Origin of the sequence: Acinetobacter sp. yr461, assembly GCF_900110445.1 — a bacterium.
Taxonomy (GTDB): Bacteria; Pseudomonadota; Gammaproteobacteria; order Pseudomonadales; family Moraxellaceae; genus Acinetobacter; species Acinetobacter calcoaceticus.
This window is the reverse complement of the sequence record NZ_FODU01000003.1, coordinates 355,862-382,272: the sequence shown is the minus strand read 5'-3', so window position 1 is coordinate 382,272 and position 26,411 is coordinate 355,862. Positions and strand designations below refer to the sequence as shown.

25 protein-coding genes are annotated in these 26,411 nt (G+C 37.1%); 6 read left to right on the top strand and 19 right to left on the bottom strand.

Translation table 11 applies throughout. From position 1 onward, the window contains the following. From BMW38_RS08155 to BMW38_RS08135, 5 genes are all read right to left on the bottom strand, one after another. On the bottom strand, positions 1–143 hold a 143-nt coding region (locus tag BMW38_RS08155; RefSeq protein ID WP_079401201.1), incomplete at its 3' end, for a CoA-transferase. A 341-nt stretch (positions 144–484) separates the two neighbouring features. Further along, the gene (gene ispD, locus BMW38_RS08150; protein WP_092707131.1) at positions 485–1,201 is read right to left on the bottom strand and encodes a 2-C-methyl-D-erythritol 4-phosphate cytidylyltransferase; all 717 of its coding nucleotides are present in this window, start codon (positions 1,199–1,201) and stop codon (positions 485–487) included. Further along, positions 1,167–1,556 carry a cell division protein FtsB gene (gene ftsB / locus BMW38_RS08145; RefSeq protein ID WP_004643028.1) on the bottom strand — a complete coding sequence of 130 codons (390 nt, stop codon included), beginning with the start codon at positions 1,554–1,556 and terminating at the stop codon, positions 1,167–1,169. The genes ispD and ftsB overlap by 35 nt, the downstream gene beginning before the upstream one ends. A gap of 402 nt (positions 1,557–1,958) precedes the next feature. Continuing rightward, on the bottom strand, positions 1,959–2,912 hold the full coding sequence (locus BMW38_RS08140) for a bifunctional helix-turn-helix transcriptional regulator/GNAT family N-acetyltransferase (RefSeq protein WP_092707129.1): 954 nt from the start codon (positions 2,910–2,912) through the stop codon (positions 1,959–1,961). A 147-nt stretch (positions 2,913–3,059) separates the two neighbouring features. Next, positions 3,060–5,240 (bottom strand): TonB-dependent siderophore receptor, encoded by a 2,181-nt coding sequence (locus BMW38_RS08135; RefSeq protein ID WP_348271188.1) that lies wholly within the window; start codon positions 5,238–5,240, stop codon positions 3,060–3,062. 425 nt (positions 5,241–5,665) lie between these two features. Here BMW38_RS08135 and BMW38_RS08130 point away from each other — a divergent pair, with 425 nt between their 5' ends. Continuing rightward, positions 5,666–6,346 (top strand): hypothetical protein, encoded by a 681-nt coding sequence (locus tag BMW38_RS08130; RefSeq protein ID WP_092707127.1) that lies wholly within the window; start codon positions 5,666–5,668, stop codon positions 6,344–6,346. A 214-nt stretch (positions 6,347–6,560) separates the two neighbouring features. Here the strand turns inward: BMW38_RS08130 and BMW38_RS08125 are convergent, their stop codons facing one another. Next, a complete protein-coding gene (locus BMW38_RS08125) occupies positions 6,561–6,938 on the bottom strand; it encodes a hypothetical protein (protein WP_045431246.1) in 378 nt (125 codons plus the stop codon). Positions 6,939–7,297: 359 nt separating this feature from the next. On the opposite strand from BMW38_RS08125, the gene BMW38_RS08120 reads away from it, so the two are divergent. Continuing rightward, positions 7,298–7,975, top strand: coding sequence for a DUF421 domain-containing protein (locus BMW38_RS08120; protein WP_092707125.1), 678 nt, complete (start codon positions 7,298–7,300; stop codon positions 7,973–7,975). A gap of 218 nt (positions 7,976–8,193) precedes the next feature. On the opposite strand, the gene eno is transcribed toward BMW38_RS08120, so the two are convergent. The 3 genes from eno to BMW38_RS08105 all read right to left on the bottom strand — a co-directional run bounded on the left by eno (position 8,194) and on the right by BMW38_RS08105 (position 12,070). Continuing rightward, positions 8,194–9,483, bottom strand: a complete 1,290-nt coding sequence (gene eno / locus BMW38_RS08115; protein WP_004643039.1) for a phosphopyruvate hydratase — start codon at positions 9,481–9,483, stop codon at positions 8,194–8,196. Between the two features lie 61 nt (positions 9,484–9,544). Beyond that, positions 9,545–10,402 (bottom strand): 3-deoxy-8-phosphooctulonate synthase, encoded by an 858-nt coding sequence (kdsA, locus tag BMW38_RS08110; RefSeq protein WP_092707123.1) that lies wholly within the window; start codon positions 10,400–10,402, stop codon positions 9,545–9,547. 30 nt (positions 10,403–10,432) lie between these two features. Next, complete coding sequence (locus BMW38_RS08105; RefSeq protein WP_004643040.1) at positions 10,433–12,070, bottom strand: CTP synthase; 1,638 nt, start codon at positions 12,068–12,070, stop codon at positions 10,433–10,435. Between the two features lie 223 nt (positions 12,071–12,293). Between BMW38_RS08105 and BMW38_RS08100 the strand changes: the two genes are divergently transcribed. Together BMW38_RS08100 and BMW38_RS08095 are read left to right on the top strand one after the other, a co-directional pair. Further along, on the top strand, positions 12,294–12,767 hold the full coding sequence (locus BMW38_RS08100) for an internalin (protein ID WP_092707121.1): 474 nt from the start codon (positions 12,294–12,296) through the stop codon (positions 12,765–12,767). A 244-nt stretch (positions 12,768–13,011) separates the two neighbouring features. Further along, positions 13,012–13,857: a metal-dependent hydrolase gene (locus tag BMW38_RS08095; RefSeq protein ID WP_213031126.1), complete on the top strand. Its 846-nt coding sequence runs from the start codon at positions 13,012–13,014 to the stop codon at positions 13,855–13,857. A gap of 63 nt (positions 13,858–13,920) precedes the next feature. Here BMW38_RS08095 and BMW38_RS08090 read toward each other — a convergent pair whose 3' ends face one another. The 4 genes from BMW38_RS08090 to BMW38_RS08075 form a co-directional block, all read right to left on the bottom strand. Then, positions 13,921–15,015 (bottom strand): YheT family hydrolase, encoded by a 1,095-nt coding sequence (locus tag BMW38_RS08090; protein WP_092707119.1) that lies wholly within the window; start codon positions 15,013–15,015, stop codon positions 13,921–13,923. A 19-nt stretch (positions 15,016–15,034) separates the two neighbouring features. Then, positions 15,035–15,751 (bottom strand): SGNH/GDSL hydrolase family protein, encoded by a 717-nt coding sequence (locus BMW38_RS08085; protein ID WP_092707117.1) that lies wholly within the window; start codon positions 15,749–15,751, stop codon positions 15,035–15,037. Between the two features lie 42 nt (positions 15,752–15,793). Further along, positions 15,794–16,201 carry a nuclear transport factor 2 family protein gene (locus BMW38_RS08080; protein ID WP_092707178.1) on the bottom strand — a complete coding sequence of 136 codons (408 nt, stop codon included), beginning with the start codon at positions 16,199–16,201 and terminating at the stop codon, positions 15,794–15,796. 70 nt (positions 16,202–16,271) lie between these two features. Then, positions 16,272–18,296 carry an NADPH-dependent 2,4-dienoyl-CoA reductase gene (locus BMW38_RS08075; protein ID WP_092707115.1) on the bottom strand — a complete coding sequence of 675 codons (2,025 nt, stop codon included), beginning with the start codon at positions 18,294–18,296 and terminating at the stop codon, positions 16,272–16,274. A 135-nt stretch (positions 18,297–18,431) separates the two neighbouring features. Here BMW38_RS08075 and BMW38_RS08070 point away from each other — a divergent pair, with 135 nt between their 5' ends. Both BMW38_RS08070 and BMW38_RS08065 read left to right on the top strand, forming a co-directional pair. Continuing rightward, positions 18,432–18,992 (top strand): PadR family transcriptional regulator, encoded by a 561-nt coding sequence (locus tag BMW38_RS08070; RefSeq protein WP_042896087.1) that lies wholly within the window; start codon positions 18,432–18,434, stop codon positions 18,990–18,992. 2 nt (positions 18,993–18,994) lie between these two features. Continuing rightward, positions 18,995–19,912 carry an alpha/beta fold hydrolase gene (locus BMW38_RS08065; RefSeq protein ID WP_004643050.1) on the top strand — a complete coding sequence of 306 codons (918 nt, stop codon included), beginning with the start codon at positions 18,995–18,997 and terminating at the stop codon, positions 19,910–19,912. A 47-nt stretch (positions 19,913–19,959) separates the two neighbouring features. Here BMW38_RS08065 and BMW38_RS08060 read toward each other — a convergent pair whose 3' ends face one another. The 6 genes from BMW38_RS08060 to argC form a co-directional block, all read right to left on the bottom strand. Then, the gene (locus BMW38_RS08060) at positions 19,960–21,015 is read right to left on the bottom strand and encodes a 3-deoxy-7-phosphoheptulonate synthase (protein ID WP_092707113.1); all 1,056 of its coding nucleotides are present in this window, start codon (positions 21,013–21,015) and stop codon (positions 19,960–19,962) included. A 424-nt stretch (positions 21,016–21,439) separates the two neighbouring features. Next, entirely contained in the window at positions 21,440–21,802 is a 363-nt protein-coding gene (locus BMW38_RS08055) for a YnfA family protein (RefSeq protein WP_080027241.1), read from the bottom strand. A 3-nt stretch (positions 21,803–21,805) separates the two neighbouring features. After that, a complete protein-coding gene (gene clpA, locus BMW38_RS08050; protein WP_003652076.1) occupies positions 21,806–24,082 on the bottom strand; it encodes an ATP-dependent Clp protease ATP-binding subunit ClpA in 2,277 nt (758 codons plus the stop codon). Positions 24,083–24,091: 9 nt separating this feature from the next. Beyond that, on the bottom strand, positions 24,092–24,505 hold the full coding sequence (gene clpS, locus BMW38_RS08045; protein WP_002121129.1) for an ATP-dependent Clp protease adapter ClpS: 414 nt from the start codon (positions 24,503–24,505) through the stop codon (positions 24,092–24,094). Positions 24,506–24,514: 9 nt separating this feature from the next. After that, complete coding sequence (locus BMW38_RS08040) at positions 24,515–25,273, bottom strand: DUF6776 family protein (RefSeq protein ID WP_092707111.1); 759 nt, start codon at positions 25,271–25,273, stop codon at positions 24,515–24,517. A gap of 75 nt (positions 25,274–25,348) precedes the next feature. Next, positions 25,349–26,404: an N-acetyl-gamma-glutamyl-phosphate reductase gene (argC, locus tag BMW38_RS08035; protein WP_092707109.1), complete on the bottom strand. Its 1,056-nt coding sequence runs from the start codon at positions 26,402–26,404 to the stop codon at positions 25,349–25,351. Positions 26,405–26,411 lie beyond the last annotated feature (7 nt).

Here is a 26,411-nt window from a genome sequence, read left to right as displayed (position 1 = left end):
AGGTCTTTAACACCCAGTTCAATCAGTCCGTCAATGAGTTCAGCGGGTTGTCCTGCGGTACCAAAACCACCAATCAGGATGGTGGCACCATCTTTAATCTGCGATAGAACCTCGCTAAGAGAGGACTTACTTTTGTCAATCATTAGGACAACTCCATTGTGCTCATTGAAGAAGAGATAGGTAAGAGAGTTAGGCACACTGAGGCAGGATCAATAGATAAATATTCACTCAATCCCGAGTGTTTCCCTTAGATTTCCCTTTTAAACATTCTTGATAATTTTTATAATTTGATCTAGTTATCCCACTATGGTTTTGTTCGCTATAAGTTATTTTTGTTCGATGATCGAACATTATCTAAGATAGTTGTACAATCTTGATAAATCGTAAAACTTATAAATGTAAAAGAATATGAGTTGTTATAAATAGATATGTAGAAAATTTGCTTAGATGATTTAATCATCCAAGCAATTTAAAAATAATAGAATTAAGATTGAGATTGGAGAATCAAACCCGCAAGTTCTAAATCATCGGGATAGGTAATTTTTATATTATCAGAACGCCCCATTACGACCCGTACAGTTTCACCCATATATTCAAGTGCACTTGCTTCATCTGTAATGGTGACGTTATTTTCTAAAGCCTGTTCAATTGCTTTTTTGAGTTTACCGATTTGAGCAATTTGAGGCGTTTGAGCTTGCCATAATGAGTCTCGGCTTACTGTTTTATCAATATGATCGCCTGTCTTAACTTGCTTTAAAGTATCACGAACAGGAATTGCTAAAATAGCACTATCATTTGATTCAATTGCCTTTGCCACAAGTGCATTTAAACAATCAACTGTTACACAAGGTCGAGCTGCATCATGCACAAGAACCCAATCATTTTCATCGGCAAAATTTAAAAGATGGTTTAACGCATTTAATACCGAATGAACTCGCTCAGCGCCACCAGAGCAAAAATGCGCCTTATCTATATTTTGAAATGCAAGAGTCTGAGCAAAGCTATCTTGTGTACCAATAGCCAAAACATAACCATTTAACGGAAGTTGACTTATACGCCGAATAGTGTGTTCTAAAACAGTCCTATCCTGAATATATTGATACTGCTTCAATTCAGTTTTAGAAAATCGACTTCCTGATCCTGCAGCTGGTATAACTGCCCATAATTTAGTCTGGGATATCTGGGGATGCAGGTGTCTCATTCGTTTCCAAATCAACTTTAGCGTTCGGGTCAATATAAATAGGCTTGTAATGGGTACTGATTGTACTCATTTGAACAAATGTCTCGTGAGGTTTAACCAAACCAAGATCAAGGCGAGCATGTTCTTCTATAGCTTCTGTACCGTTTTTCAGGTCAAAAACTTCTGCCGCCAAAATTCGGTTTCGTTCTTTAAGCTCTTCATTTACTTCAGCTTGCTGCTGAATTTGTTGCATGAGAGCTTGATGAGGGATATAGCCACCCTCACCTAACCAAAATTGATATTGCAGTATAGCTACTAGAACAATAACAAGTAGCAATATCAGTTTGCTTGAAGTGGATCGAAATACTTCTAACATATCATTAAGATTTTTAATTAAAAACTTTCGTTAAGAGTTTGTATTGTATAGTAATTAACAAACAACATGCGCAATTCCTGCAAAAATTTAAGCAAAATTATTAATGGGCATATTACTTTAATTGACCATTGTGACATGTTTCATTTTGTCAAAAATAGATGGAATTTGAAAGGGAAATAATATTTATAAGTACAATTGCTTATAAATCCATCTACTCCCTCCCAATCAAAGTACGAGTAGGTGAATCAGCTCTAGAATCACATTTTTTGAACTACCCTACAAGCCAAAAGTCCTTATCTTAGCCATGGAGTTACAGTCAAACCAATTAAAATTCCTTTAGGACTTGAAAACCATATAGGTGATTTCGCAGAGCGACTACAAGAAAACTTAAATCAAGTTGAGTTAGTTTTCATTAGTTATCCGTGTAAATTGTTGTTCTAACATAGTTCGACCCCATTGGTCTCCTTCCCACTCATTGGCCAATTTAAAACCAAAATTTTCATAAAGTTTTCTTGCTGCGCTAAGACCGCTAAAAGTCCACAATTGAATAGCCGCGAATTGTTTTTGATCACAAAAATCTATTGCTTCTTTTAGTAGTTTTTTGCCGACACCTTGTCCTCGACAATCGTCACTTAAAATAAACCATCGAAGATGAGCTTCATTATTGCCTAAATCTTCTCCATCAATTGCCACAGAACCCACGATTTGATTATTTTTAATTGCCAACCAAATATTATTAGATTCTATAGAAAGACGATTACAGAATTCAGCTAAATTTGTGGCAACTTTCCCTTCAAAGAAATACCCAAAATTATAATTTTCATAATAATAAATACCATGCATTTCAGCGATTCTACCGATCATACCTGCACGGTAACCACTCACAATTTCAACATTATTGTTATCTATAAGATCTTTATTATCTCGACAGCTTACTAAAGATTCAGCATACGTCGTCAGACCTTGAGCAATAACAAGTTGTTTAGAAGAGTTTAATTTTTCAATCGCTTGAACAACTCTCATCTCTCCATAATTATTAATTTTTCTTACAGTATCTACTCCTTTAGCAGTGAGTTTAAGCACTTTTAATCTAGCATCATTCTTGTCTTGTTCTTCTGTAATCTCCCCCGTCTTAATAAGCTTAACTAACATTCTACTAATACTTGATTTTTCTAGGCCTAAAATTTGTCCTAATTGTACAGCGGTTAAAGAACCTCTATTTTCAAGTTCAAGTAAAGAATGAACAGCTGACGGAGAATAATCGGTGGCAGCAAGAGTTGAACTCATAAAACCTAATTCACGAACCATGATTCGAGATGAACTACGAATTTCATTAATAATTTTTTGATCAATCATTTCTACACACCCACAACATAGTTGTATAATACAACCATATTCATAAAAAAGAAGTCAAGATTTTCTTTAATTTTTAGAACGAGCTTAAATACAGTAAAAGCCCTCTTTCGAGGGCTTTTATAAATTGGTTACTTATGTGAATTTAAATCAAAAATTATAACGAACACTCAACGTTGCATTTCGTGGTGTTCCCCAATTCATTGAGTTAGCACCAATACCTTCATAATATTTCTCATCAAAAATATTATCGATATTAAATTGAAGTTTGATATTTTTATCTACTTGATAGCCAAGCATCGCACTTGCTAAAACATACGCATCTTGTTCAATACGAGAGCTTCCACTACCCGTATAGTATTTACTCTTATAATTTAAACCAAGTCCAGCACTCCATTGATCAAGTTTGTACTTAACAAATAGATTCGAGGTTGTTCGAGAGTTTGTCGTATTAACCTTTGTGCCTCTTGCATCTTTTGCTTCAAAATCAGCAATACCAAAGTTAATACCCCAATTATCGTTAATCTCACCATCAGCTTCAAACTCAAAACCTTTACTTTCAACCCCATCTACAGCGCGATAGGCCTGCTCTGTGGTTTTTATACCATTGCGAATAATGAACGTGTCAGGTATCGATTCAGCAAAATTAGACTGCTCGATCCGGAATACTGACAAAGCTGTATTTAAATGCCCTCCAAACCATTCGCTCTTTAAGCCAGCCTCATAACTCTTACCTGTTATCGGATCTATATATTGATCATTTATATCTTTACGTTCTTGAGGTTTGAAAATTTCTGTATAACTCGCGTATACAGAATGATCTTGGGCAAAATCATAAATAGCCCCAACATATGGTGCTAATTCATTATTAAATTCACGATTACCTTTATCATTTTCTGATTCATATTTCCAATTTGATAAGCGTGCCCCAGCAATAATTTTCAAAGGATCCAGAATCTGAAATTTACCAGCAATATATGCAGCAGTTTGTGTGGTTTCATTCAGCGCATTTTTACCGTTTAAAACAACAGGCTGAAGCAACTCTTGAGCCATATCATTATAATTAAGCGGACCACCTAAATATTTTTCAATGTCTTGGTTTGTGTTAGATCCACCAAAAATATCTTTTGTCTTTTCATTCTTATTCCACGATCCACCAATAATGATTTCTTGTGGACGATTAAAAAGCGTAAATGGAGCATTGATAAAAACATCAATATTGTTTTCTTCATTTGCAGCTTTTGCGCCATATACAGAAACGTTATCCTTGCCCTCTGCATTTTTTAATGGACTGGTGTTAGTTGTCTTATCTACTTGACCTGCTGTATACAGTAACATAGAGGCTGTGTCTTCTTTGCGAAATGTATAAGCAATATTTAAATTAACGTCATTAAATAAATTTTGCTTTAAGTTTGCAAATACTGCCGTTGTACTCACATCCCAGTAAGTCCAAGGTGCACTTACTGTTAAACTTCTAGAAAAATTGGTACGAGTCCCATCAGTATAAAAAGCAGGTGTACCGCCCCAACGAATACCATCACGATGTAACTCTTGATAAGTTGCACCAAGCGACATGCTTGTTTTATCACTCAAATCATAATCAACCGCACCATAAAATACATTGCGTTCTTTCTCATAAAAATCCATAAATGATTTTTCATCAGAATGTTTTACAAACATGCGGCCACGCAATGATCCATCTGCATTAAGTGGCGTGGAAACATCTGCTGAACTACTCCAAGAGTTCCATGAGCCTAAAGATGTGCTGACATTACCAGTGAGTTCTTTTGAGTTTGCATGTTTCCGAATCATGTTCAGTGCCATCGCTGGGTTCCCAGCGCCTGTGGTTAGGCCATTGGCACCCTTTACGACTTCGATACGATCATAAATATCTAAATCTAGATCTCCAGTGCCTAAGTTTGTAGTACTAGGTATTCCATCAATTAAGTAATAATCCACCTCAAAACCACGTGCATAAACTCTTTGACGCTCATCAGTACGTGAGGTTGAAACACCCGTAATATTATTCATTAAATCTTGAAAGGAATCGATTTTTCGATCATCTAAATATTCACGGGTTAAAACTTTGACCGATTGAGGAGTTTCACGAAGAGATAAATTTAGTTTTGTAGAAGTATTTGAACTTTTTGCTGTATAGCTGCCCGAGCCTTCAGTAACAGCCGGATTTTCTTGTTCTGCTTGTACTTTTATCGTTGCTAAAGTGGCTGTTCCGGTTGGTTGTTCTGCATAAACAAATGAAGGTACCGTTAAAGCCATAGAAAGTGCTAAAGGGTGAACTCTAAATGCTTTTCTAAAGGGCGGATTGTACATAAGAAAATTCCATAATAACCAATGTGCTGTACCATATTTTTAGCCTTCCACTACCTTGTTCCTTGTTACACAGTAGTAAAAGTTCGGCACAAAAATTAACACGAATGATAATTGTTATCAACTTTAAGTTAATAATTATTCTTATTTTTTAACTTAAATTATTAATCCATATTGCATTAAGCATAGAATAGCTATCCGCCCCAAACTCTGGATTTCTAACCAATTAGACGCAGATCGTGTTGATCAATTAAACTCAATCTCTAATGCTTATATTATTGATTTAAATATATATATAGTAACTTTTAAATTAATATTGACTATTGCACTGGTCAAGAACAAGAGAAATAAAAACTACACAGTATTTTCTTTTATATTTTATTATTCTTCATAAATCTCATAAAAGAGAATAAAGGTATAAAACTGTAGTGCATAAAATTTTAGCATTTTCTTTAGTAAGCTTAGGTTTAAGCGCTTGTAATAACCCTACTGATGATAGCCCTTCAAAAATACTTAACATGGAGAGTAATCAAAGACAATATACATCAGCCACCTCCTATATATTTGAATATAATGATATTGTATATAGTCTAAAAGCTGGACAAGATCCAGATACTGCCCATTTAAAATTTAAAAACTTATTAAAAAAAATTCCCTCTAGCGATAATAATTTAGATATTTTAAAAACCAAACGCAAGGTACTTATTCACTTAGGTTGCCTTAAAGGAGCATACATAGTTACCGAAAAAATTCTAAATAAAACAGGTAGTTCACAACTACAAGAGATGCAATGCATTTTCTTAAGAAAAATGAAAAAAGATGCTCATGAAATAAAAGAATGTTATGAAAAAACAGCCAATAGCTATTTAGACGAAATAAATTTAATTCCGAAGGCTGCTGTACGATATCAATATGCATTGTGGGGTCATTATGCAGCAATGTTCCATGCCGGTCATATAGAATATAAAGATAAACTTCAAGAAATTATTGATTATCACAACATTGAGGATCACAAAAAAACATATCAACAAATGTATGAAAATATACTGAATGCCGGTGCTTTTCAAAAACGTTTAGATGCCATTCCGTATAGCCCGAATTGTCAGTAAAGTATATTAATGGATGTATAAGCCACCATCCGTCTCAAAATTTTGGCTTGCTCATCATAAAACCTAAAATATTTGAGATTAAAAATAAAACAGTATAAGTAAAATCTTCTGTATCATCCGTAGCTAAATAAATTTTCCATAATTAATCCTAAACATAGAAAAACTTTTAATAAACTCTATATTTCTAAATATAAAAGTTATAAAAAATAAATAATTAATCATCATAGATAAGATCATTTTCATCCACATTGATATAATCTGGCTGGGGATCTTTATCAAATTGTACAGCACATATTTTATCCTTACCTAAAATTTTTGCTTTTCCCACCCTATGCATACCATCCATTATTCTACCCTGTGAACATATTATTATTGGATAAGACAAATCTGCTTCTTGAATTAGTAGCATATGATTAATAATATCTTGAGTAGTAGGATGAGAATCTGGATACCAATATGGTTCATTTAATTCTTTTATTTCTGAAAGTAAAATTTCTTTTACTTTAAAATCTCTAGTTAATTCTACTAAATTATCCACATCCCAAATATAAGTATCATTTTCAATTTTTCTAAAATGATATTGCTTTCTCATGATATAAAATTCCTCATAAAATCCAAAAATATTAAAATATATCTATTAATATTAGATATTGGAAGAATAAAGTGCCGTAATTCCTAGCCAATATAGAAAAAGACGTTTAAAACTAAAATTCTAATAAATATACTTTCATCCTATTTGACAACATCAACAATCATTCTGTCTTGCTATTTATCTACAATTAAAACCCACGCTATATGTTTATTCTAATGCATAGTTTGAAAATGAAATTTATACAGAATCACAGAGAGTTCGAATTTTTAACCAATAACTACTTAAAAAGTATATTTTTTCTATTTTTAATTTGCTAATAATTTTATAAAGACTTCATCCACCTATTAAAAGGAGAAAAAATGGATTTTTTTAATATTTTCATAGGTGACACCACATGGGCCTTTATTTTGGAAATTTTGGTTCGATGCTTCCTCATGTTTATCATTATTATTAGTTTTTTAAGACTATCAGGTAAGCGTGGTGTTCGCCAACTTTCCCTTTTTGAACTCGCAATTATTTTATGTTTAGGCTCGGCTGCTGGTGATCCAATGTTCACCAAGGACTTACCCATTACCCATGCTTTAGTCGTATTTATCGTTATTCTTTTTCTCTATCGCTTAGTAACTTGGGCCATGGTGAAGCATAAGAAAATTGAAGATCTATTAGAAGGAAAAGCGCTTTGCGTGGTCAAAGATGGACTTTTAGTCTACAAAGATTTCCAGAAACAATCATATTCACATGATGAGTTTTTCTCAGAGATGCGCCAACAAAATGTTGAACATTTAGGTCAAGTGAGAACAGCTTTACTGGAGTCAGACGGTATCCTTAGCTTACTGTACTATGAAGATGAAGAAGTAAAATGGGGATTACCACTATTCCCTGATGCTTACTGCAAAGCTAACGTACTTAAAATCAATAGTTTTTATTCATGTATGAAATGTGGTGAAACTAAAATTCTCAATAAAATTGATCAAGAGTGTTCTCGTTGCAAACACCATAGTTGGGCAGAGTCTTTAAAAACCCGTCGACTAGGATAATAAAAAGAATTAAGTATTATAAATGTCAGATATGAGGCTTTTCTGAAAAGGCTGTAATAGATAGAGTTTTGCATTTTTGAGATATAACAAAAATAATCACTATAAAATCAGAAAACAACTTATTTTTTATGAATTAAAAAAGGTGCTAGTTCCTATTAAAAATAGAAAAATAGCACCTTAAAATGTTAAAAAACTAATTTTAACTTTTTATTTAAAGATTAGTTTAAACCTTTAAACTCAGCTTTACCGCGGTAAGCAGCTTTAGTCAATTCTTCAATACGAAGTAATTGGTTGTACTTAGAAACACGGTCAGAACGGCAAAGTGAACCAGTCTTAATTTGGCCAGCTGCGGTACCTACTGCTAAGTCAGCAATAGTTGAATCTTCAGTTTCGCCAGAACGGTGAGAAATTACAGTCGTATAACCATTTTCTTTAGCAAGATAGATTGCATCTAAAGTTTCAGTCAACGTACCAATTTGGTTGTACTTGATTAAGATAGAGTTACCTACTTTCTCATTAATACCACGTTGAAGGATTTTCGGGTTTGTAACGAACAAGTCATCACCTACCAATTGGATTTTATCGCCAAGGATAGACGTCAAGTAAGACCAGCCTTCCCAATCTGATTCATCTAAACCATCTTCAATCGAGATAATTGGATATTGGTTTACAAGACCCGCTAAATAGTCAGAGAACTGGTTGCTTGTGAATGCTTTATTGCCTTCACCTGCAAGGATATATTGACCATTTTTGTAGAATTCTGAAGATGCACAGTCAAGCGCCAACATAATGTCAGAACCAGCTTTGTAACCAGTTTGACCAATTGCTTCAAGAATAACAGTGATTGCTTCTTCGTTTGAACGCAAGTTTGGTGCAAAACCACCTTCATCACCAACAGCAGTGTTTAAACCTTTTTTGTTTAAAACTGATTTTAGAGAATGGAAGATTTCAGCACCTGCACGTAATGCTTCAGCAAATGAAGTGAAGCCTACAGGCTCAATCATAAACTCTTGAATATCAACGTTGTTGTCTGCATGTGAACCACCATTGATGATGTTCATCATTGGTACAGGCATAGTCAAAATCGTTTGACCACGTAAGTCAGCGATGTATTGGAAAAGAGGAATTTTCTTTTCATCAGCAGCAGCGCGTGCAGCAGCTAATGACACAGCCAAAGTTGCATTTGCACCCAATTTTTCTTTGTTTTCAGTACCATCAAGTTCGATCATCGTATTATCGATGTCTTTTTGTTCAAATACTGATTTGCCCACTAAAGCATCACGGATAATCGTGTTTACGTTGTTAACCGCAGTTTTAACACCTTTACCTAAGTAACGCGATTTATCACCGTCACGTAGTTCTAAAGCTTCACGAGAACCAGTTGAAGCACCAGATGGTGCACATGCACGACCAACAACCCCAGATTCTAAAATTACGTCTGCTTCGATGGTTGGGTTACCACGAGAGTCCAAAATTTCACGTGCACGGATGTCAACGATTTGGCTCATGAACAATTCCTCTGTTGAATGAATATGAGCTGCGATTAAAGCAGCGTAAATGAGTAAAAACTCAATGGGTGTCTAACTTTTTGAATCCTTTGACCAAAGTATCCAATTCTTTTATTTGTGCCAAGAATGGCTCAAGCTGCGACATGCGTAATGCACAAGGTCCATCGCATTTTGCATGTTCTGGGTCTGGATGAGCTTCTAAGAACAATCCAGCCAAGCCTGTTGCCATTCCAGCGCGTGCTAAAGTTGTAATTTGAGCACGACGACCACCTGCCGAGTCAGCACGACCACCAGGAGTTTGCAACGCATGTGTTACATCGAAGAAAACAGGAACATTCATTTCTTTCATGATGTCAAAGCCAAGCATGTCTACAACAAGGTTGTTATAGCCAAATGCTGAACCACGTTCACAAAGAATAAGTTTATCGTTTCCTGCTTCTAAACATTTATTCAGGATATGACGCATTTCATGAGGTGCCAAAAACTGAGCTTTCTTGATGTTAATAATAGCTTGTGTTTTTGCCATCGCTTCAACAAGATCAGTTTGGCGACTTAAGAAAGCCGGTAACTGAATAATATCAGCTACTTCTGCAACTGCTTCAGCTTGGTGTGGTTCATGAACATCAGTAATTATAGGCACATTAAAATGTTTTTTAATATCGCCTAACCATTCAATACCTTTTTCAAGTCCAGGACCGCGGAACGAATGCAGACTAGAACGATTTGCTTTATCGAAACTCGCTTTAAATACATAAGGAATATCTAAGCGTTTGCAAATATCAACATAAGTTTCTGCAATTTCGAAAGCTAAATCTTTTGATTCAAGTACGTTCATTCCGCCAAATAATACAAATGGCAAATGATTTGCCATTTGTATATCGCCTAAACGTACAACTTCTTGTGGTTTTAATCGTGACATTTAAACTTTCCCAGTTTATTTAAAATCGCATTATTTACTTTTTTGATGCTGTGTTTTCGCAGCGTCAATAAAACTAGCAAATAATGGATGTCCATCACGTGGTGAACTTGTAAATTCCGGGTGGAATTGTACAGCAATAAACCAAGGATGTTCAGGAATTTCTACTGTTTCAACCAAATGTTGTGCCGAAGAATAGCCTGAAATCTTCATACCAGCTTGTTCAATCGACTCAATGAAACGGTTATTCATTTCATAACGGTGACGATGACGCTCAGTGATTTCTGCTTTACCATAGACTTCACGTGTTTTTGTGCCTTCAACCAATTCAGATTTTTGTGCACCTAAACGCATAGTTCCACCTAAGTCAGACTCTACGCTGCGTTGTTGTAACTCGCCGCGCTCATCTAACCATTCGGTAATTAAACCAATCAATGGATACTTTGTAGAACGGTTAAACTCTGTAGAAGATGCTTCTGGCATTGCTGCAACATGACGTGCATATTCGATTACAGCCAATTGCATCCCTAAACAAATACCCAAGAATGGAATTTTGTTTTCACGAGCATATTGAATAGCTTTCATTTTGCCTTCAGTACCACGCTCACCAAAGCCGCCCGGGACTAAAATTGCGTCAGCTGTTTGCAAAATAGAAACGTCTTGGCTTTCAAGTTCTTCAGCATTGACATAATCAATCTGTACTTTCACACGGTTTTTGATGCCTGCATGTAACAATGCTTCATTCACAGATTTATAAGCATCTGGTAATTCAACATATTTACCAACCATAGCTACACGTAAAGTGTATTCTGGGTTAAGTAATGCTTCGACGACATTATCCCAATCTTCTAGATTTGCTTCTGGAAGATCATTAAACCCAAAACGTTCACAAATGAGGTCATCAACGTTTTGTTCATAGAATGTACGTGGAATTTGATAAATCGTTTTCGCATCTTTACATACCACAACGGCACGCGCTTCCACGTTAGTGAACAATGCAATTTTACGTTTAGTATCAACATCTACATCATATTCAGTACGGCAGATTAAGATATCTGGCTGAATACCAATTGAAAGTAATTCTTTCACTGAATGTTGAGTTGGCTTGGTTTTTAACTCAGCCGCAGATTTGATATATGGCAACAAAGTTAAATGCATCAGCATGGTACGTTTATGACCAAGCTCAACCATTAACTGACGGACTGATTCCATAAATGGAAGTGATTCGATATCACCAACCGTACCACCAATCTCAACGATTGCAACGTCGTAACCCTCACCTGCGCGAAGTACACGTTCTTTAATATTGTCAGTAATATGTGGAATAACTTGAACCGTACCACCTAAGTAGTCACCACGACGTTCTTTATTTAGAACATCTTGATATACACGGCCACTTGTAAAGTTATTCAGTTTGGTCATTTTCGCACGACGTAAGAAACGTTCGTAATAACCCAAGTCTAGATCAGTTTCGGCACCATCCTCTGTGACAAAAACTTCACCATGTTGGAAAGGACTCATTGTCCCCGGATCGACATTAATGTAAGGATCCATTTTAACCATTGTGACTTTTAAGCCACGGGCTTCCAAAAGTGCAGCAACTGAAGCAGCAGAAATACCTTTACCTAGCGATGAAACCACACCACCAGTAACAAAAATAAAATGGGTCATTAAGTTTCTCGTACAATCAAGCCGAAATCGGCCTACAATGTTGGGCAATTTTACTTTACTCTGCCCCTATAAAGCAAAGTCAAACCGCATCAATTCAAAGATCATTAAACAACTGGTTATTCTATCAGCATTTTTAATAAAAAATTAGGTCCATCTCACATGATTTTTTCATTCTCTTTTGCTGTTATAATGCCAGCTCCTCAATTAAATGTTGTTTAGGACAATGGCAAATAAAAAACTTTTAATCTGTGCTGCAATTGCAGCTGGACTATTGTTAACCGCATGTGTCAAAAAAGAAACACCAGAAGAAGAGCAAGAAAAGGTTGAAACTGCTGTTTCAGAACCTAAGCCTGCTGAACCTGCAAAATTTGAGTCTTTAGAAAGCGTTAAAACTGAAGAAGCTCAAAAGCAGGAACCAACGCAAGTTGAAGTTCATCACGAAGAAACAGCGAATACCACAACTGAAATTCGCCGTGAAACTCGTCCTGCCCAATCTGATCAAAGTTCACAAACAACAGCTTCTGAGCAACCTAAAGCAGAACCGAAACCAAAACCGGAACCTAAGCCTGAGCCAAAACCAGAGCCTAAGCCTGAAAAAGCTCAGTCAAAACCAGCCAAACCAGCTGAGCCATCTCAAACTGAAGATGATGCTGTTGCCGCTGCAATTGCTGCTGCTACGCCAGCGCTTAAAAACTAAGTTCCCGTATAAATATGCCCAAATTGAACAGTTGATTTGGGCTTTTTAAATATTATTAAAATTATCAATTCAATAATCAGTTCTACCTTTCTCTTTCTAATTTGTCTTTAAAGTTTTCCTAGATATCAATTTAGGACAATCTACTTATTCCCCCTGAAAAAGCATTGACGTTACTCACGCCGAGATGTAGTTTTTTATCAAGTTCCTTTTTGGAACCTTAATTAAAAGAAGATTGGAGCTTAAAATGACTACTGTATCAAATCGCGTACCTGCCTCATTTCCAGTCCGTCGCATGGACTACAATTTTGAAAATACTCCTCGTTATTGGTGCAACAACGAGCCATCTTTTACCCATTATTTTACGGGTTTATCTACTTTGTTTCCTGAAGGTGAATCATATTTTGTTCGTTCAGTTCGAGCTTTACGTGCCAAAGCAAAGTCAAATGAAATTTTAGATCGCGAAATCAGTGCTTTTATCGGTCAAGAAGCAATGCACTCTAAAGAACATCATGCTTTTCATGTGAGTGCACAGCAATATGGTTTAGATCCCGAATCTTTAGAAAAAGTAACTGGCATCGTTTTAAAAAATATTGAAAAAGTTTTTAGTAAAAAATGGAATTTGCTTGTAACAGTTGGCTTAGAGCACTATACCGCGGTACTTGTAGTTAGCATGATGCAATCTGTTAATGAACTGATGACAGACTCAACTATCCGTAATTTATGGCTATGGCACAGTGTTGAAGAAACCGAACATAAAGCTGTTGCCTTTGATCTTTATCAGCATTTGTATGGAAATGGGCTAAGTGCGTATCTTCCTCGTGTGACCGTCTTCACTTTAAGCCTATTTCTAATTACTGGCTTCTCAACAATTTATCAATTCGTCCTTATGAAACGTGATCATCAACTTCTCAATTTTAAGTCTTGGCGTAAGTTTCTTGGTTTTATGGGAACACAATATAGAATTTTAACTCCGAAATTTTTTGATTATTATCGATTTGACTTTCATCCAAACCAAACTGATGAAAAAGACCTCGTTGCTAGTACTAAAATCAAAATTGGACTGAAAGATCCAAAATTGCTTTTATCTTGAGCTGATAAAATCATAAAGCCCATTCAATAGATGGGCTTTATTTAATCTATTACAGCAACACCGTCATTGCTTATGATCAACCATAAAATAATTTGACATTAATTTGGCAGCCCAAGAGGTACTTTTCCAACCCTCGTAAAAACCACAATGACTTCCCTTTTTAGTTGTTACTACCGCAATATTACTCATTTGCTGGATGGTTTCTTTATAAGGTTCTAAATTTTTAATAGAACATACCGGATCATCCTCAGCATTAAGAATCATTAATGGAATTTTGACATTTTCAAATACATAAATTGGATTAATTGCCTGACAATAACTTTGATAATCCTGAAAGCCAGCCATTTCAAAATATTCTTTTTCAAACTCTTCTAGACTAGTGGTTGCAAGAACTTTTTCTAAAGAAGAAATCTGGTTCCAAGTACTTTGATAAGGGTGGATAAAATATTTGAATAACTTTTTGGTCATCATTTTGCTATAAAACGGATGAACATTTTTAAAGCCAATCTCAGTGTTATAGCCAGGACACATTGCAAAAGCAGCTTTAAATGGCGTGTCAGTGCCTTGTTCTCCCAAATAACGAACGAGTAAGCCAGTGCCTGCCGAAGAACCCACTGCATACAAATCTGATTCAGGAAACAAATTTTGAATATGCGTAAGCTGCTCTTTAAGGTCACTTGTTGATCCAAAAAGAGAAATCTGTGGTACAGGCATAGGTAAACCAGCATGCCCACGGCGTAAGCAAAGCGCTATTCTCCACCCCGTATAGTGATGTAAATCTTTCACCAGTTCACGCATACTTTCAGGTGTTCCTGTAATAGTATGCATGATGACAACTGTAGGAGTAGCTTTTGGAAGATTATAGCCATACCATGCGATTGCAGTTACACCACCATCTTTCATGATGAGCTGATCAATACGGTCATATTCAAGCTTGATGGTTTTTTTTCTAATAATATCAAAATACAAAAGATGAACATGATTGTTACTTAACCATGGCGTAGGACGATATTTTTGCTTAAGTTGGGGCAATTTATCTAAAACATCTTTAATTTTCCCTTTTGGGTCATAATAGACTTTTGGCTGTTCAGCACCCAGCACCGAATCAAAAAATTCTGAACCGAAAGCTTTAATTTTATTTAAAGTAGTTATGCCCATATCCAATCACGACCTCTGATTATGAGTTAAATGATTGCCGCACTAATGCTGCAACCTGCTGCCCCCAAATTGCATAAATTTCTTTGCTTGGATGAAAACCATCACTTGCCATAGGCAAATTCATCGCTTGAAAACTTTCAATATCATATTGAATGAATCTAAATTGGTTTTGTGATTCTAACCATTTATATAATACCTGATTCATTTGCTCTGCATATTTTCCAAACAACCAAGCCAATGGATTCGGCAAAGCTGGAAAATGTTGCATTGGCGGCACACCAGATACGATAATGAGTTTAGGTTGAAAACGCTTCTGTATTTGCTGAAATAATTGCTTTTGTTGTTTTAACCATAGATTTGCTGAAGTTAGTTTTGTCACATCATTAACACCAATAGATGTGACTACAACATCATAATTTTGCTGCTCTAAATGCTGTAGAGCTTGAAAAACCTGCTTGGTTGTATCGCCTGTTTTTGCATGAAGTTTCCAGCATAAAGAATACTCATCTTGCAACTCAGAAATAATTGCACCAGATAAAGCATCTTTTTGTGTTTCAACTCCAACACCTGCCGCTGCAGAATCACCTAAAATAAGCAATGACAAAGGTCTTCCGTGTCCGCACTGACCTTGACGCTCGCCGATGGCTTCTAATAGACGTGGTGTATTCTTACGAACCTTTGCCCCTTGTATAAATAATACAGGCAATAAGACTAATGTTGAAAGTTTTAACCACATTCTAATGACCTCAATAATATTACTTAGGCTATTTGCTAAAAATCATTGAGGTTGAAACTTGGCAATTCTTATACCCATTTGTTCAGCTAGTGCAGCTAACCCACTCATTGGACGAATCATTACTTCAAAATCAATAATTTTGCCTTGCTCATTAAAACGTATCATATCAATACCTTTTAATGACTTCCCGCTTACATTTGCACTGAACTCAAGTACCACATTTTCGCCATCTTCCGTATAAAACTCACGATGATAAGTAAAGTCTTGGAATACCTGAATAACATTGCTCAGAATGAAGAAAACGACTTGCCTTCCTTCATAAGGTTTATGAGCAACTGGAGAACGGAAAACGACTTCATCGGCTAATAAATCATTTAGATCGGACAAGTTACCTGCCTGAATCATGTGATGCCATTTTTCTAAAGACTGTTTTATTGTTTCAAGTGCCATTGTTATTTTTCCCATAATTTACTTAATGAAATTATGGGCATTTCCTTTTCAAAGAAATGCCCATATAGATTTATAGTGTCGCTGCTAATTCAGCACCTTGTCGTATAGCGCGTTTTGCATCTAACTCTCCAGCCTCTTTAGCTCCACCAATTAAATGAACATTTTTTCCGTCTTCTTTTAATTGCTCATACATTGCAGTGAAAGATTCTTGGCCCGCACAAATCACAACATGATCAACTTCAAGTACACTCGGTTTTCCATCTACTGTTATATGAAGACCTTGATCATCAACTTTGTCGTATTGAACCCCACCAAGCATTTTGACTTGACGATTTTTCAGGCCTGTACGGTGAATCCAGCCAGTAGTTTTACCTAAACCAGCCCCTACAGCAGCAGCTTTACGTTGCAGTAAATAAATTTCTCGTTCCGAATCTTCAACTTTTGGCTGTTTTAACCCGCCAACATGCTCATATTGAGTATCAATTCCCCATTCAGCATAGAACTTTTCTGGGTTTAAGCTGCCACTTTCACCTTCGTGAGTAAGATATTCCGCCGTATCAAAACCAATACCACCCGCCCCAATAATAGCTACACGCTGCCCCACAGGCACACGTTCTCTTAGAACTTGTAAGTAGCTCAGTACTTTAGGATGATCAATGCCTTCAAATTGTAATTGACGAGGAGTTACACCTGTTGCAACCACAATTTCATCAAAATTTGCTTGGCTCAACTCTTCATAAGTTGCTTTATGATTTAATACAAGCTCAATATTTGGTCGCAATTCAATTTGACGGCCAAAGTAGCGTAAGGTTTCATAAAACTCTTCTTTTCCAGGAACAGTCTTTGCAATATTAAACTGACCACCAATTTGATGACTTGCCTCAAAAACTTTGACTTTATGCCCGCGATCAGCTGCATATACTGCAAAACTTAAACCTGCCGGACCCGCACCAATAACAGCAATATTCTTTTGAATCTGTGCTTCTTTAAAGATAAGTTCAGTTTCATAACATGCGCGAGGATTCACTAAACACGTTGCGATTTTCATTGAAAAAATATGATCTAAACACGCTTGGTTACACCCAATACATGTATTAATTTCATCGCTACGACCTTGGCTTGCTTTTAAAACAAACTCAGCATCGGCTAGCATTGGACGTGCCATTGACACCATATCAGCATGACCCGAAGCCAACACGTGCTCAGCCATTTCTGGGGTATTAATTCGGTTGGACGTAATCAAAGGAATAGAGACTTCACCTTTGAGTTTTTCAGTGACCCACGTAAACGCAGCACGAGGTACTTTGGTTGCAATGGTTGGAATACGTGCTTCATGCCAGCCAATGCCTGTATTAATAATTGTTGCGCCTGCTTTTTCAATTTCTTTTGCAAGCTGAATCACTTCATCAAAACTTGAACCACCTTCCACTAAATCAAGCATCGATAGACGATAAATAATAATAAAATTTTCACCAACCAAAGCACGCGTACGTTTTACAATTTCAATGGGGAAACGAATACGATTTTCGTAACTACCACCCCACTCATCATCACGATGGTTAGTACGTGCAGCAATAAACTCATTAATTAAATAACCTTCAGAGCCCATGATTTCTACACCATCATAACCTGCATACTGAGCAAGTTTGGCGCAGTTTGCAAAATCATCAATGGTCTGTTGTACTTCGGCAGAACTTAAAGCTTTAGGCTTAATCGGGTTAATTGGTGCTTGAATTGCTGAAGGTGCAACGTTATTTGCCTGATAAGAATAACGCCCAGTATGTAAAATCTGCATAGCGATTTTACCGCCAGCTTCATGCACAGCTTGGGTAATCACTTTATGTTTCTCAGCTTCTTCAACTGTATCGAGCTTGGTACCGTGGCTAAATACAACACCATCATCATTTGGAGAAACACCGCCAGTTACGATCAATCCAACATCACCTTTTGCGCGCTCAGCATAAAATGCTGCCATGCGCTCATATCCCTGCGGTGCTTCTTCTAACCCAATATGCATAGACCCCATAAGCACACGGTTTTTTAAAGTAGTAAAGCCTAAATCAAGTGGCTTTAATAAATGTGGATAAGCTGACATATTTTCTCCTTTGGCTAGCAATTAGCTTGCTAATGCAACTTGTTGCATTAATTTATAATCAAATTTTGACTTTTATGCAACATGTTGCATAATCTCATCAGTCACACTTTACTTTTGCTTACAAACCGGATTGCTATGTCACTTCCTCATGTTTTATTGACCAGCTTGCTTGAACGACCAAGCACAGGGTTCGAACTTGCCCGCCGCTTTGATCGTTCAATCGGTTTTTTCTGGAATGCCACCCATCAGCAAATTTATCGTGAACTCAACCACATGCTCAAAAAAGGTTGGGTTTCAACGTTAGAAAATGAAATGGAAAATAGTCGAAAAAAGACTTATCAAGTTGAACAACTGGGACGTATTGAGCTAGCTTCATGGATGACACAACAAAGTGAACCTGCGCAGCTTCGTGATGACTTGATGGTTAGATTGCGTGCTGAAGCACAATTGAGCAATAATCAGATATTACCTGAACTGTTACGACACCTTGGTCTACATCAGGAAAAGCTTAAACTTTATCAAAGTATTTATGATAAAGATTTTAAAGACAGCAATGATCTAAATGACCGTGTGTTATACATCCATAAAATGATCTTAGAACTTGGAATTACGATGGAAAGTGAATGGATCAAATGGTTGGAACAAGTCATCCCTCAATTAAAACGCTTCGCCCAAGATAGCGTATCCGGAGAATAGCCATGCCATATTACACCATGCCCGATCGGGAAAATTTATTTGTACGTCGTGTTGGTCGTGGTGAACCAGTTTTGGTTTTATCTGGTCTTGGTATGCAAAGTTGGCAATGGCTACCTTTTATCTATGCAAACCGTAAAGATTATGAGTTTATTATTCCAGATTGGCGTGGGTTTGGTGGTTCAAAAAATTGTGCAATCCCTGAGCAAGATGCAATATCAAGTCATTGGCAAGACGTTGCTCATTTAATAGAACAATTAAAACTCGATAATTTTATCTTGATGGGTTATTCAATGGGCGCCACGACGGCCATGCATGGTATGAAACATGCTCATCTCGCACAGCAACTAAAAGCATATTTACATATCGACCAAACACCCAAAATATCTGTCGATTCAACATGGGAATATGGTTTATTTGGTTCTCACCATACTCAGTTCAAACAATTACTAAATGATATCTATCAATTGTTATCAAAGCACAAAAATGCCAAATATCTTTATGAATTATCACTTCCAGATCGACAGGAATTGGTTCGCCTTTGGGTAGATTTTATTGATTTACAAAGTAGTAATCCATTTAGCCCTTTAGTTTTTAAAACAGCGCTAAAACAACCGTTTCTACAAAAATATTTATTACCTATTCAGCGTTTAGATTATTTATTTTGGTATGTGGAAAATTATCTTTATCACAATGAAGATTATCGTGAAGCTATCCAGCAATTAGAGTGCCCAACCACTTTCTTTATTGGTCGTAATTCGACGCTTTATCCAGAAACTGGGCAGACACTTATTGCACAGAGTGTCGAGCATGCAAAAGCAATATATTTTGAGCGCTCAGGCCATACACCTTTATTGACCGAGCCGAAAAAATTTGGGCATGAAATCACTACATTCTTATCAGAACTAAAACATGCTTCTTAAAAAATAAAGGGATCTATTCGTAGATCCCTTTTTAAATGTGTAAATCATTAAGCAGAATGAGCTAACTCTTTCACTTTTAATTGCTCAGAAACACTTAACAAAAGTTGCTCGGTTTTTTCCCATCCCAAGCAACCATCAGTTACTGACTGCCCATAAGTCATATCACAAGAAATCTTTTGGCTACCATCAACCAAATGACTTTCAATCATGACACCTTTTACTTGTGTTTTTAAACGTTCAGCAACGATTTGCTGTAAAACTTCTGGCTGACGTAACGGATCTTTACTGCTATTACCATGACTACAGTCAATCACTAATGCAGGAAGATTTTGTTTGTGTTTTTCTCGTATTGCCTGAATTGAAGCTAAATCATAATTTGGTCCATGATTCGCTCCACGCAAAATCAAGTGTGGCAATGGATTGCCAGCACTTTGAATCACTGAAGGTAAACCTTGCTGATTCATCCCTAGAAATTGATGTTCATTTTGTGCTGACTGAATTGCATCTAATGCAATCTGAATTGAGCCATCAGTACCATTCTTGAAACCAATACTGTATGGCATGTGGCTTGAGATTTCGCGGTGAATCTGAGATTCACTTGTGCGAGCACCAATTGCACCCCAAGCCAATAAATCATCAAAATAACCAGTTGCCATTGGACTTAAAATTTCACTCGCAATTGGCAAACCCTTTTCAATAATTTGCAGGTAAAGTTCGCGAGACTTTTCTAAGCCAAGTTGTAAATTTGATGAACCATCTAAATTTGGATCATACATGAAACCCTTCCAACCCACAGTTGTACGTGGTTTTTCAATGTATGCACGCATCACGATAAAAATCTGATCTTTTACTTTTTCTTGTAGTTTTTGCAATTTTTCAGCGTATTCAAGTACTGCAACCGGATCATGAATGGAACAAGGCCCTGTAATTACCATTAACCGATGATCTTTGCCGATAAGAATATTTTGAATAGTTTGACGGTGTTCGGCAATTTGACGCACGAAACCGTGTGCAAGCGGATATTTTGCTTTTAACTGGACAGGTAAACTAACTGGAGTTTCTTTTGTATTGCTTTGTGTTAATAAAGTATTTAGGGCATTCATTGGTTTTTCCTTGGGACTGCAATCTATTCAGTCCGATCATTTATTTGAGCGTTTTGGATCTATTCGTTGGTAACGGTAAGCAAAAGTAAAACCAATAAAAGTTGCTAAAGTATGAATAAGTCATGTTGTTCATTTTAAGTTCCTCGATTTAAAAAGATAAAGCATAAAAAAACCTGATCGGGGTTGCCGATCAGGTATTAACTGTGATGGGCAACTTTCTCATGCCCGAATACGCTCAGGCAACTATCTAAATTGCCAAAAATAATAATATGCGTTAGTGTTCACAGATAGATTTAACATCTTTATCTCAAATATAAAAATATGTTCCTTAGATCTAAAATACGCATTGTTGAGGGCTTTGACAAGTCTTTTTTTTGAAAAAAACCTCTTATTTTCACGCTTAAGATTTGATTCACTCATTGTCTTAACGAATCAGCCCTTGAGGTTGCAAAATAATTAAGCCAGCTCCACAAAGCACGATTAGACCACCTAATATATCCCATCTTGTTAATCCGACTTGATCAACAAAGCGCAGCCACATTAACGCAGTAAAAATATAAATACCGCCATATGCAGCATAAATGCGCCCTGAAGCCGCTGGATGTAAGGTCAATAGCCATACAAAGACAGCCAAACTTAAAACTGTAGGTAACCACAGCCAAGCCGACTTGCCTTCTCTTAAAATCAGATAAGGGAAATAGCAACCCAGAATTTCAGCAATTGCTGAAATAATAAATAACCCGAATACACTCAGTATTCGGGTTATAGCAAGACTATCAATTAACATGAGTTATGCTGGTTCTGCCGTATGATGATCTTCAAACACTTCAAGTTTTAAGCCAACAGCTTTGCCATCTTCATTTTTCACTGATACAGCCACATTACCACCATGATCTGCCAGTTCACCAAACAAAATCATTTCAGCTAATGGTTTCTTCAAGTGTTCTTGAATGAGGCGTTGCATTGGACGTGCACCCATCAAGCGGTCATAACCATTTGTTGCCAACCAATCACGAGCACTTTGATCGACATCAAGTACAACTTGTTTGTCATCCAGTTGAGCTTGTAACTCTGTCAAGAATTTATCAACCACAGACTCAATAACAGTTGTTGGTAATGACTTGAATTGAATAACACTATCTAGACGGTTACGGAACTCTGGTGAGAAAGCACGTTTCATTGCTTCTTGGTTATCAGAACTATGATCTTGTTCAGTAAAACCAATACTCGCGCGAGAAATACTCTCTGCTCCCACATTCGTAGTCAGGACAATAATAACGTTTCTAAAGTCTGACTTACGTCCGTTGTTATCCGTTAAAGCACCATGATCCATGATTTGTAGCAATAGATTAAACACATCTGGATGTGCTTTCTCAATTTCATCTAGCAATAAAACACAGTGCGGGTTCTTATGGATCGCATCAGTTAACAGCCCACCTTGGTCATAACCCACATAACCCGGAGGTGCACCAATCAAACGTGAAACTGCATGACGTTCCATATATTCAGACATATCGAAACGCACCAGCTCCACACCTAACAACTTCGCCAGTTGTTTAGTGACTTCAGTTTTACCCACACCTGTTGGGCCAGCAAAAACAAAACTACCTACTGGCTTATCTGGTGATTTCAATCCAGCACGAGATAACTTGATCGCTGAGCCTAAAGCGGTAATCGCCTCATCCTGACCAAACACAACACGTTTTAAATCACGCTCAAGATTTTCAAGCACTGACTTATCATCTTTAGAAACAGTTTTTGGTGGAATACGAGCGATCTTGGAAACGATATCTTCGATATTCTCTACCGTAATCAAACTATCATCACTTTCAGCCTTCAAACGACGCTGAGCACCAGCTTCGTCAATCACATCAATTGCCTTATCTGGCAAGAAACGATCATTAATGAATTTAGCAGAAAGCTCTACAGCTGATACCAATGCTTTATCGTCATATTGTACGTGGTGAAAATCTTCAAATTTAGATTTTAAGCCACGCAAAATATCAATTGTTTCAGAAATACTTGGCTCATTGACATCAATTTTTTGGAAACGACGTGATAACGCATGGTCTTTTTCAAAAACCTGACGATATTCTTGGAACGTCGTTGAACCGATACAACGTAAAGTACCATTTGCCAAAGCTGGTTTGATGAGATTCGAAGCATCCATTGTGCTGCCCATACTCGAGCCCGCGCCAATGATCATGTGAATTTCATCAATGAATAAAATCGCATTTGGATTTTTCTTCAAAGCATTAAGCAATTGTTTTAAACGTTTTTCAAAGTCACCCCGATATTTGGTCCCAGCAACTAATGCACCAATATCTAAGCTATAGACTTCAGCCTGACTCAAAGGTTTAGGCGCCTTACCATTCACAATTAACCATGCCAAACCTTCAGCAATCGAGGTTTTACCAACGCCCGGATCACCTACCAGTAATGGATTATTTTTGCGACGGCGGCACAGAATTTGTGCTGTACGCTCAATTTCTTTTTCACGACCAATAAGTGGATCAGTTTTGCCTTTTTGCGCTTCAACATTTAAGTTCAGCGTATAAAGCTCTAATGGCCCTGCATTGCCCGTACTCGTTTCACCCTCAATATCTTCAACTTCTTCTTCAACTTGCACTTCATCTTTACGTGTCCCATGAGACAAGTATTGAGTCAATGTCAATCGATTGATTTGATGACGTTTAAGCAAATACACAGCAAAAGAATCACGCTCTGAATACATTGCGACCAAAACATCCGCACCTTCAACAGTACGATCGCCGCCACTTGATTGCACATGGAAAATAGCACGTTGCAAAATGCGGTCAAAACTTTCTGTTGGATGAGGCGCCTGCTCGCTATTTTCGCCAAGCTTAGGAGTATGTTGTTCTACATATTCTTCTAATTCTTTACGTAAAGAAACTATATCAGCCCCACATGCTTTTAATGCATTCACGGCCGAATCGTTGTCGAGTAGTGCTAATAATAAGTGTTCAACTGTAAGAAACTCATGTCTCTTTTGACGAGCCATGCTAACAGCCAAACGTAATGATACTTCTAATTGACGACTGAGCATGTAACCCCCTTATGCTTTAGGCTCAATCTGGCAAAGTAATGGATGACCTTGCGATCGAGCGTAATTATTAACAAGGTTTGCTTTGGTTTCCGCGATGTCTCTTGGATATACCCCAGCAATACCTTTACCTTCATAGTGTACTGTTAGCATTACTTGAGTTGCTTGGTCAAGATTCATTGCAAAGTATTGTTGTAAAATTTCAATTACAAAGTCCATTGGCGTGTAATCGTCATTCATTAAGACGACTGCATATAACGGCGGACGCTTGAGTTCAGGAGGTGCTGTTTGTACAACAACCTCTCCGTCATGATCTTCGTTTTGCGAATCACTTAAGCGTGGATGGAAGTGCCAATCGACATAACCAGACTGCTGAAAAGAAGCCTTGATATCTTTTAAGTTTGTTTGACGCTTATTTGTTCGCATAGGATGTTACTATTGTGAATTTGCTTCAGCTTGAGGAATTTCTGCCACGAAAGCAGAAGATGTTTCGACAGGTTTACCGCGCTGCCAACTAAAACGTTTAATAACTGGTGTATCAGAAACGCCTGTTAAACGTACCTCAATAAATTGAGGCGTAAAACCTTTAGGCATAGTCCAACGACCTGTTAAACGCTCAAAGTCAGTAAAGTTAAAGTTTTTAGCTTCAAGTGGCACAACCAAAACTTCTGTATCTTTAATGAGTCTTATCTCAATCGATCCTGAAGCACGGCGCTTGCTTGGGCTCACCTGCACTAAATCTAACTGATATTCATAAGCATTTTCAGGCAGAGGTTTGATCGCCAAATTTTGAATGGTCAAGCTTAGACCACCGCGCTGCCTCAAGATATCACGGTAGATATTACTCATACCTTCTTGCTGCGTTTTATCAGCATTGGCCTGGTTAAGGGCTTCAAACAGATCATTTGCATTTGTTACAGCAACATCACGCTCTTGTACTGCAGCGTTGAGGCTTTTATTAACTGCATCTAAAGCTGTTTTTTGCTTTTGCACCACTTCAACCAATTGCTCTGCATCTGCATCGTAACCTACAACAGTTAGACCTTGACGGTGCCCAATTGTATAGCCGAGCGCAAGACAGCCACTCATTAAAATAGCCGCACCAATAAACAAAGGTTTATTGGTATTTAAAAATTTTTTCTTTTGCAACGAACTTTCTGCCGAAGTCGTCTGTCCAGAGTTTTGCATCGTCATCTCAGTGTTTAAGATCAGAGTCAAGACACACATTTAAATCGAAATTTAAATGTGTGTGAAGCAAAAAAGAGTTTTTTATGGTAATAAACCAATCCCTTGTAAGCCTTCATCTTCATCAAAGCCGAACATAAGGTTCATATTTTGTACAGCTTGACCAGATGCACCCTTCACAAGGTTATCTTGTACCGCAAGAATAATAAGTTTATTCGGCTGCGGCTTATATAAAGCAATACGAAGCTCATTCGCACCGCGCACACTACGTGTTTCAGGCGAACTGTTAGCAGGCATCACATCAACAAATTTTTCATTTGCGTAAAATTGCTCATACAATGCCTGAATATCAGTTTGTTTTCCAGTTTCTGTCAAATCGACATAAATTGTGCTGAGCATACCGCGAATCATTGGAACTAAATGAGGAACAAACAAGAGCCCATCAAAACCACCTTTTTGCCCAGAAATATTTTCTAATGCTTCAACAATTTCTGGATGGTGACGGTGCCCTGCAACCCCATAAGCCTTGAAGTTATCAGCATTTTCGCTATAGATCATACCTAAGCTTGCTTTACGGCCTGCTCCTGAAACGCCTGACTTCGCATCAATAATAATATTTTTTGTTTCAATCAATGCTTGTGCTGATTTCAAAAGTGGAGCCAAACCCAATTGAACGGTAGTCGGGTAGCAACCAGGGTTACCAATCACTTGCGCCTGTTTAATTTTTTCGCGGTTTAATTCAGCTAAACCATATACTGAGTTTTCCAGAATGTCTGGGCAAGCATGTTCCATGCCATACCATTTTTCAAACTGCTCAAGATTTTGCAAACGAAAATCAGCTGCCAAATCAATAACTTTAGTGCCAGCCGCAATCAATTCTTTTGCATGTTGCATCGCAACACCATGCGGTGTAGCAAAAAATACAACATCACATTTTTTTAAATCATCAATATTTAAATCAGAAAATTGAAGATCAGTATGTCCACGTAAATTAGGGAACATATCTGCAACTGGTTTGCCCGCTTCTGTACGTGAAGTAAGAACTCGAACCTGCGCTTTAGGATGTCGTAATAAAATACGTAATAGTTCAACGCCTGTATAACCCGTTCCACCAACAATTCCGACAGAAATCACGTGCATTACCTCA

What these genes read in the sequence shown, in the direction of transcription:
- ispD (WP_092707131.1), bottom strand. Translation starts at nt 1,201, where the DNA reads ATGAGACACCTGCATCCCCAGATATCCCAGACTAAATTATGGGCAGTT.
- ftsB (WP_004643028.1), bottom strand. Translation starts at nt 1,556, where the DNA reads ATGTTAGAAGTATTTCGATCCACTTCAAGCAAACTGATATTGCTACTT.
- BMW38_RS08140 (WP_092707129.1), bottom strand. Translation starts at nt 2,912, where the DNA reads ATGATTGATCAAAAAATTATTAATGAAATTCGTAGTTCATCTCGAATC.
- BMW38_RS08135 (WP_348271188.1), bottom strand. Translation starts at nt 5,240, where the DNA reads ATGTACAATCCGCCCTTTAGAAAAGCATTTAGAGTTCACCCTTTAGCA.
- BMW38_RS08125 (WP_045431246.1), bottom strand. Translation starts at nt 6,938, where the DNA reads ATGAGAAAGCAATATCATTTTAGAAAAATTGAAAATGATACTTATATT.
- BMW38_RS08120 (WP_092707125.1), top strand. Translation starts at nt 7,298, where the DNA reads ATGGATTTTTTTAATATTTTCATAGGTGACACCACATGGGCCTTTATT.
- eno (WP_004643039.1), bottom strand. Translation starts at nt 9,483, where the DNA reads ATGAGCCAAATCGTTGACATCCGTGCACGTGAAATTTTGGACTCTCGT.
- kdsA (WP_092707123.1), bottom strand. Translation starts at nt 10,402, where the DNA reads ATGTCACGATTAAAACCACAAGAAGTTGTACGTTTAGGCGATATACAA.
- BMW38_RS08105 (WP_004643040.1), bottom strand. Translation starts at nt 12,070, where the DNA reads ATGACCCATTTTATTTTTGTTACTGGTGGTGTGGTTTCATCGCTAGGT.
- BMW38_RS08100 (WP_092707121.1), top strand. Translation starts at nt 12,294, where the DNA reads ATGGCAAATAAAAAACTTTTAATCTGTGCTGCAATTGCAGCTGGACTA.
- BMW38_RS08095 (WP_213031126.1), top strand. Translation starts at nt 13,012, where the DNA reads ATGACTACTGTATCAAATCGCGTACCTGCCTCATTTCCAGTCCGTCGC.
- BMW38_RS08090 (WP_092707119.1), bottom strand. Translation starts at nt 15,015, where the DNA reads ATGGGCATAACTACTTTAAATAAAATTAAAGCTTTCGGTTCAGAATTT.
- BMW38_RS08085 (WP_092707117.1), bottom strand. Translation starts at nt 15,751, where the DNA reads ATGTGGTTAAAACTTTCAACATTAGTCTTATTGCCTGTATTATTTATA.
- BMW38_RS08080 (WP_092707178.1), bottom strand. Translation starts at nt 16,201, where the DNA reads ATGGCACTTGAAACAATAAAACAGTCTTTAGAAAAATGGCATCACATG.
- BMW38_RS08075 (WP_092707115.1), bottom strand. Translation starts at nt 18,296, where the DNA reads ATGTCAGCTTATCCACATTTATTAAAGCCACTTGATTTAGGCTTTACT.
- BMW38_RS08070 (WP_042896087.1), top strand. Translation starts at nt 18,432, where the DNA reads ATGTCACTTCCTCATGTTTTATTGACCAGCTTGCTTGAACGACCAAGC.
- BMW38_RS08065 (WP_004643050.1), top strand. Translation starts at nt 18,995, where the DNA reads ATGCCATATTACACCATGCCCGATCGGGAAAATTTATTTGTACGTCGT.
- BMW38_RS08060 (WP_092707113.1), bottom strand. Translation starts at nt 21,015, where the DNA reads ATGAATGCCCTAAATACTTTATTAACACAAAGCAATACAAAAGAAACT.
- BMW38_RS08055 (WP_080027241.1), bottom strand. Translation starts at nt 21,802, where the DNA reads ATGTTAATTGATAGTCTTGCTATAACCCGAATACTGAGTGTATTCGGG.
- clpA (WP_003652076.1), bottom strand. Translation starts at nt 24,082, where the DNA reads ATGCTCAGTCGTCAATTAGAAGTATCATTACGTTTGGCTGTTAGCATG.
- clpS (WP_002121129.1), bottom strand. Translation starts at nt 24,505, where the DNA reads ATGCGAACAAATAAGCGTCAAACAAACTTAAAAGATATCAAGGCTTCT.
- BMW38_RS08040 (WP_092707111.1), bottom strand. Translation starts at nt 25,273, where the DNA reads ATGACGATGCAAAACTCTGGACAGACGACTTCGGCAGAAAGTTCGTTG.
- argC (WP_092707109.1), bottom strand. Translation starts at nt 26,404, where the DNA reads ATGCACGTGATTTCTGTCGGAATTGTTGGTGGAACGGGTTATACAGGC.